Below are 2,549 nucleotides of genomic sequence, written 5' to 3'. Positions count from 1 at the left end.
CCCCAGGCCTGCGCAATGGCCTGCGAGCATTGGCGGGACACCAGGTGGTCTTTCAGGCTGCCCAGCAGCAGCACACGGTCCACCGGTGCGGCTGCCGGCGCGCGGTACCGCGCGGCCGCCACCAGCTGGCGCAGGGCATTGCGGGCCGACACCGGCCGTTGCCTGCGCACCGCAGCCCACTGCGCCACCACGTCAGCGGCGGCGGATGGTGCGCTGCGGCTGGTGATCTGCCACACCACCTGCTCCGCAGCTTCCGCAGATCGCCACCGCCAGGCCAGCCGCAGCAGCGGTGCGATGTTGTGCAGCTGCAGGCGGTGCCAGAACGGGCTGAACGGGCGCAGGCTGGTGTTGATGAGCACGCACCCCGCCACCTCGTGGGGCGCCACGCGCGCCCATTCGGTGGCCACCATCGCCCCCAGCGACATGGCCAGCAAGTGGTAGGGCGGCGCCACGGCACGCTGCGCCAGCTCTGCACGGCAGGCTTGCACCATGCCTTGTACCGACAAGGGTGATGTCAGATGGTGGAACTGGCCGTTGCCTGGCAGGTCCAGCGCCAGCACGTCATCGCCCGGCACCGCTTGCGCAAAGCCCTCGGCAAAGGCGCCCCAGTGCGCGGCCTCGCGCGTCAGCCCGCGCAGCAAGATCCATTGGCGTGGTAGGCGCACTGGCATCTCAGTACCACGCAGCCAGGGCATCGGCACGGCGCTGCGCACGCTGATCGGGCGCTGGCACCCAGCGTGCGTGGCTGCAGGCCGCGCGCGACAGAAAGTCCAGCAGCGACAGGTGCCGCCGCAGCACCCGCTGCTGCCGGTGGTTGATGAGCGGATTGAAGATGCCGTTGCGCGAGAACAGCTGGCGGGGGTTCTTCTTGATCCACAGCCAAGAGCCCATCTCCAGCGTGAGGGGCAGGAAGGTGTGTGCGGGCACATCGCGGCAGGCCTGCAGGTACAGGTGGTCCCACAGGTCGCCATGGGCCAGGTACTGCGCGCTTTGCGGCTCGATGATGTACTGGTGGTTGCTGTGCGCCTGCAGAAAGATGTCTTGCAGCGCATGCAGCTCGGCCAGGTGCGGAATGGGCCGGCGGGTGTGGGCAAACGGGAACCAGAGCCGGTCCTTGACCCCAAAGCCCGAGTGGCAGTCCAGCGCAATGCTGAACGGCCGCGCCAGCAGCTGCTGCGCCACCACGTCGCACAGCGCCTGGCTCTCGGCCTCCATGGGCTCGCCCAACCTGCCCCGGTACCAGGGCAGGCCCGCGCTCACGCGCTGCCCGCCAATGCCCCAGGGCACCGGGTCCACTGCGTCGACGGGCGCATTGCGCATCAGGTCCACCCCGCGCGGGTTGGCGCGCGTGGCAGACCACATGCCGCCAGGGTTGACGATGGGCATGAAGACCAGGCGCACACGCTCCAGCTGCTGGTGCAAGGTGGTGTCCCACTGCAGCCGCATGACCACGTTTTGCAGGTAGGCAATGACCACCTCGGCACCAATGCGTTCCAGCCCATGCACGCCGCCAAAGAATCCGACGGCGGGCACGTCCAGCGCCGGGTTGCCCAACCCAATGGCGTAGATGGGAAATTGCGTGCCCGATGCCACAGACACCCGCTGGACGACCTGCACCTGCAGATGGGGCGCCCCCAGGTCCAGGATTTTTTCCAGCGCCGCAAGCTCGGGCAGCATGTTCAATGGGTGAGGGTAAGTCGGTGTGTGGAGCACGCCAGAGCGCGTGCCAGGCAGTGAGGATAGCGCCCGGGGCCCAGCACGAACAGCGCCGCGGCCAACCTGTGGGGTTTGCGCGAACCGACGCGAAACCGTCACACAAGGGCGCTACCTTGCCTGCAGTCACCACCCTTTGGAAGAGGCGCAACATGCTCTGGAAATTGTTCGGACTGCAGCGGCTGCTCGATGAGCTGTTCGATGAACGCGGGTGGCTGAGCCTGGACCTGCCCCGCACCACCGGCTGGGACCACGATGATGTGCCCGCCATCGCGCAAGACTGAGGCCTACCGCTGGGCCATGGGCTGGGCGATGCTGGCCTGTGCACTGGCCTGGGGCGTGGTGGAGTTTCTGGCCCTGCAGCGCGCGCGCTGGCAGCTGTGGCGCGAGCGGCTGCACACGCCTGCCCACCACTAGCAAGATCGCCATGAGCGACCGGCCGCAGGACCTGCACGAAGAGGTGGCCAACAGTGCGCTGCACGGTGCTGCGCTGGTGGGCGCCTGCCTTGCCGTGCCACAACTGCTGCAATCAGCCCCCGCCGCGCATCCCGCAGCCATAGGGGGTGTGCTGGTGTTTATAGCCACCATGGCGCTGCTGTATGGCGCGTCCACCCTGTACCACGCGCTGCCGCCGGGGCGGGCCAAGCAATGGGCGCTGCGGCTGGACCATGCGGCGATCCACCTGTTCATTGCGGGCAGCTTCACCCCGTTTGCGTTGAGTGCGCCGGGCCACACGCACCATGTCACCGCCCTGGCCCTCGTCTGGCTGGCGGCCCTGGCGGGCTGCTGGCTGCAGCTGCGCACAAGGCGCACTGCGCCCTGGCTGTCCACGGCCT

Annotated in this window: 5 protein-coding genes; 3 read left to right on the top strand and 2 right to left on the bottom strand. The window is 68.5% G+C overall.

Annotated features, from left to right (window positions below; genetic code table 11):
* A partial coding sequence (locus tag DBR23_RS20425; RefSeq protein ID WP_233250610.1) for an alpha/beta fold hydrolase occupies positions 1 to 671 on the bottom strand: 671 nt, incomplete at its 3' end.
* Position 672: 1 nt separating this feature from the next.
* Entirely contained in the window at positions 673 to 1,677 is a 1,005-nt protein-coding gene (locus DBR23_RS20420; protein WP_108499417.1) for a M14 family zinc carboxypeptidase, read from the bottom strand.
* A 188-nt stretch (positions 1,678 to 1,865) separates the two neighbouring features.
* Here DBR23_RS20420 and DBR23_RS32150 point away from each other — a divergent pair, with 188 nt between their 5' ends.
* From DBR23_RS32150 to DBR23_RS20415, 3 genes are all read left to right on the top strand, one after another.
* Positions 1,866 to 1,997 carry a hypothetical protein gene (locus DBR23_RS32150; RefSeq protein ID WP_255342784.1) on the top strand — a complete coding sequence of 44 codons (132 nt, stop codon included), beginning with the start codon at positions 1,866 to 1,868 and terminating at the stop codon, positions 1,995 to 1,997.
* The gene (locus DBR23_RS30010) at positions 1,969 to 2,130 is read left to right on the top strand and encodes a hypothetical protein (protein ID WP_199227757.1); all 162 of its coding nucleotides are present in this window, start codon (positions 1,969 to 1,971) and stop codon (positions 2,128 to 2,130) included. The genes DBR23_RS32150 and DBR23_RS30010 overlap by 29 nt, the downstream gene beginning before the upstream one ends.
* A 10-nt stretch (positions 2,131 to 2,140) precedes the next feature.
* The coding region (locus DBR23_RS20415; protein WP_199227756.1) for a hemolysin III family protein at positions 2,141 to 2,549 on the top strand (409 nt) is incomplete at its 3' end.

Origin of the sequence: Acidovorax sp. HMWF018 (assembly GCF_003061035.1) — a bacterium.
Lineage (GTDB): Bacteria > Pseudomonadota > Gammaproteobacteria > Burkholderiales > Burkholderiaceae_C > Acidovorax > Acidovorax delafieldii.
This window is presented reverse-complemented; position numbering and strand designations above follow the sequence as displayed.

Excerpts from the sequence above, each read along its gene's own strand:
- DBR23_RS20420 (WP_108499417.1), bottom strand. The coding sequence starts at position 1,677 with ATGCTGCCCGAGCTTGCGGCGCTGGAAAAAATCCTGGACCTGGGGGCG.
- DBR23_RS32150 (WP_255342784.1), top strand. The coding sequence starts at position 1,866 with ATGCTCTGGAAATTGTTCGGACTGCAGCGGCTGCTCGATGAGCTGTTC.
- DBR23_RS30010 (WP_199227757.1), top strand. The coding sequence starts at position 1,969 with ATGATGTGCCCGCCATCGCGCAAGACTGAGGCCTACCGCTGGGCCATG.